This is a genomic window from Ferdinandcohnia sp. SAFN-114, from assembly GCF_059415045.1.
Genome location: NZ_JBPFDQ010000026.1, coordinates 1 through 2978, shown reverse-complemented (window position 1 = coordinate 2978; position 2978 = coordinate 1). Strand labels below are relative to the sequence as shown.

Here is a 2978-nt window from a genome sequence, read left to right as displayed (position 1 = left end):
AAGGGGGGATGCCGGATGATTCTTGAGTTGAATCCTCTTCATAAACTGAATGACGAGGATATGCTGACTGATTCTTAGGCTGAATCCTCTTCATAAACTAAATGAAGAGGAAATTTAGGATGATTCTTGGGCTGAATCCTCTTCATAAGCTGAATGAAGGGGATATGCCGGATGATTCTTGAACGGAATCCTCTTCATATGTAGGATGAAGGACCACTCGTATCGACGAACCCAATGTAAAGTCCTTCATCGCAGCCATACTCTTGTTAAATCACCACAAAAAAGGAGTTAACTGTGTGTCCAGTTAACTCGCAAAGTTCTTATATGTCAAAATCAGATTTTTTGTCTTGATTTTGTTGGTCTTGGTTATTCTTTTTTAACATTTGTTGGATTTTATCAACTGCCTGTGGTGCTAGTTCAAGAAGTTTTTCATATAAATGAGTGCTTTCATCAAGATGAAGCATTTTCACACCGTTTGCACTAACAATTAAAAAAGCGATTGGTGTAATTGAAACTCCACCACCACTTCCTCCACCGAATGGGAGTTTGGATCCCTGTTGTTGTTGTTGCTGTTGGTCTCCACCTCCACCTCCACCACCGCTATCTTTTCCACCCTCACCTTGTCCTTTGAACTCACTACCTCCTGCAGCAAATCCAAAGCCAACCTTTGAGACCGTTAAAATCACGCTCCCATCAGGTGTTTCAACAGGGTCACCAATAATTGTATTTACATCAATCATCTGCTTTAAGTTTTCCATTGCGGTTTTCATTAAACCCTGTATTGGATGATCAGACATATTAAATTCCTCCTGACATTCTAAACTGATTTTTTATCCGAATCGGTTTCGCTGAGCTTTGAGAGGGTTGAGGAATGAAATTTAGGTATTCCTCCTCGCCACCTTTTAATCACTCTGATTCCTGCCACCATAGCATGCCCGATACGGAAATGAAACATGCATCTTAGACTTGTTTCAGAAACAACAAACTGGAATGAAGGTGTAATCGAATAATCAGGATGAGTTTTGAGATTGAGATGGTGACTAATCAAACCCACAATCGTTCCTTTAATAGACCAACCAAGCCCAGTAAGTACCCCTGTATGAGCAGCATCACCAACACCTATATGGGAATGCCATTCAAATTTTGTCACCGATATTTTCTTTAAAAAGCTTCTAACAATTGGAATCATATCAACAACCCTACTTAAAATTAATTTAGAGTCATGATAGTCTGCTAACAAATTTTTAACCGAAAATTTTTCTTTTTTCTTATTAGCACCAGTCGATACGCTTGCTTTCTGTTCCTTTTTAAAAACAATGCTCGGGGATTCCTTATCGACAGCAACCATAGGAACATTAATCGTATATCTAATCAGCCCAAACCAAATGCTGAATCTTATTTTAATATGGTCATCGTCCCTTAAGTGATTTGCTTCTATATAGATTTTTAGCCTCGAAATCATTATTAGCAGTAGTAGTAGGACTAGAAATAATACAACGAATAAGAGCCACTTCATGACACGCACTCCCTTTCAATGTATAGTTATCACCTACTAGATGGTGAAAAATACATAAAAAGGGGGTCTATGGTAATGTGTTTATAAAAAAATAAGAGTGTCCATGTTGGACACCCTACCCTTACTTTGATGCATGTATAACAGTTGTCTCTGAAAGTAAATCATGAATTCCTTGCTTTTTAGGAAGAAAAGCAACAATTAAATAGCCTATAAAGAAAAGCTTTGAGATATATCGACCTATGAACTCCCTAAAAATTACTGTCATCCAAGTAAGCGGTTGTTCCTCGAGGGTTACAACCTTTATACCAAACACCATTTTTCCAAGTGTTTGACTAAAAAACTTTGTCATCAGCACAAAATACAGATAAAAAACAACTGCCGTTGCAATTGCTGCAGCACTAAACATATCACTATCAGATAATGGAATGTCTAAAGCTCTAAATATTGGATATATAAGGATACGGTTTATACTTCCAATTACAACAAGATCTAATAAGTATGCCCAAAAACGCATCCAATAGCCCGCATAGCGAGTTGTGGCATTGGTAATTGGACGGGATGTATGATCGCGAAGATAATTATCTCCCTGTACGCCTTCGTGTGTAAGATCCATATTCAATTTGGTTCCCCCCTATTCCGCATACAAATACATCATTCTAGGTGAATTTGGCTGTGATAGTAAATGAACCATGGTTGCCATTTCGATGTCATCACTAAAGATTTTTTTTGCACTCATAGAGAATAGAGATCCAAAGCCAAAATTAGCTGTGTACTCAACAACATTAATGTCCCCAAGATCATAGTCCTTCTTCATTGCTTCAACCGTATCCTCAAAGTATCCTAATTCATCGATTAAATGATTTTCCTTTGCTTGTCTGCCATCATAAATGCGTCCGTCTGCAATTTTACGAACTTCCGACTCCGACATATTACGTCCATCTGCAATTACATCTACAAACCCTTGATACGCATTATCGACCATCGTTTGCATGATTTGTCTCTCTTCGTCCGTCATGTCACGGTATGAAGACATGATATCCTTGTATGGACCACTTTTGATTGTTTCAAATTTTACACCATATTTTTCAGCAAGTTCACTAAAATTAACGCCTTGCATTATAACTCCTAAAGAGCCGGTCATTGTATCAGGTGTAGCAAATATTTTATCAGCTGGAGCAGAGATGTAATAACCGCCAGAAGCAGCCATAGCGCCCATCGATACATAAATTGGTTTATCTGTAGCTTCTTTTAGATCCGTTAACTTTTTATGTATTTCCGCACTTTCAACAACACCACCACCTGGTGAATTAACCTTTAGAATAATACCCTTTACAGTTTTATCCTCTTCAGCTTTTTCAATCATTTTTAGAAATGATTGATGCTGGTGATACTATGTCAAGAAAATAGACACAGATTTTTCTACCGCGCTTTCGCTTGGTAGCCTTCATAAAAAAGTTTAAAT

General features: G+C 37.8%; 3 protein-coding genes and 1 pseudogene. All 4 read right to left on the bottom strand.

The genetic code is table 11. From position 1 onward, the window contains the following. Positions 1 to 320 precede the first annotated feature (320 nt). Positions 321 to 797, bottom strand: coding sequence for a GerW family sporulation protein (gene ytfJ, locus ACR65M_RS10310; protein WP_341330636.1), 477 nt, complete (start codon positions 795 to 797; stop codon positions 321 to 323). 20 nt (positions 798 to 817) lie between these two features. Next, the gene (locus ACR65M_RS10305) at positions 818 to 1516 is read right to left on the bottom strand and encodes a DUF2953 domain-containing protein (RefSeq protein WP_341330635.1); all 699 of its coding nucleotides are present in this window, start codon (positions 1514 to 1516) and stop codon (positions 818 to 820) included. Positions 1517 to 1637: 121 nt separating this feature from the next. Beyond that, positions 1638 to 2129 carry an RDD family protein gene (locus tag ACR65M_RS10300; protein WP_341333505.1) on the bottom strand — a complete coding sequence of 164 codons (492 nt, stop codon included), beginning with the start codon at positions 2127 to 2129 and terminating at the stop codon, positions 1638 to 1640. An 18-nt stretch (positions 2130 to 2147) separates the two neighbouring features. Continuing rightward, a pseudogene (gene sppA, locus ACR65M_RS10295) lies at positions 2148 to 2903 on the bottom strand (signal peptide peptidase SppA); the annotation flags it as partial. Positions 2904 to 2978: the final 75 nt, after the last annotated feature.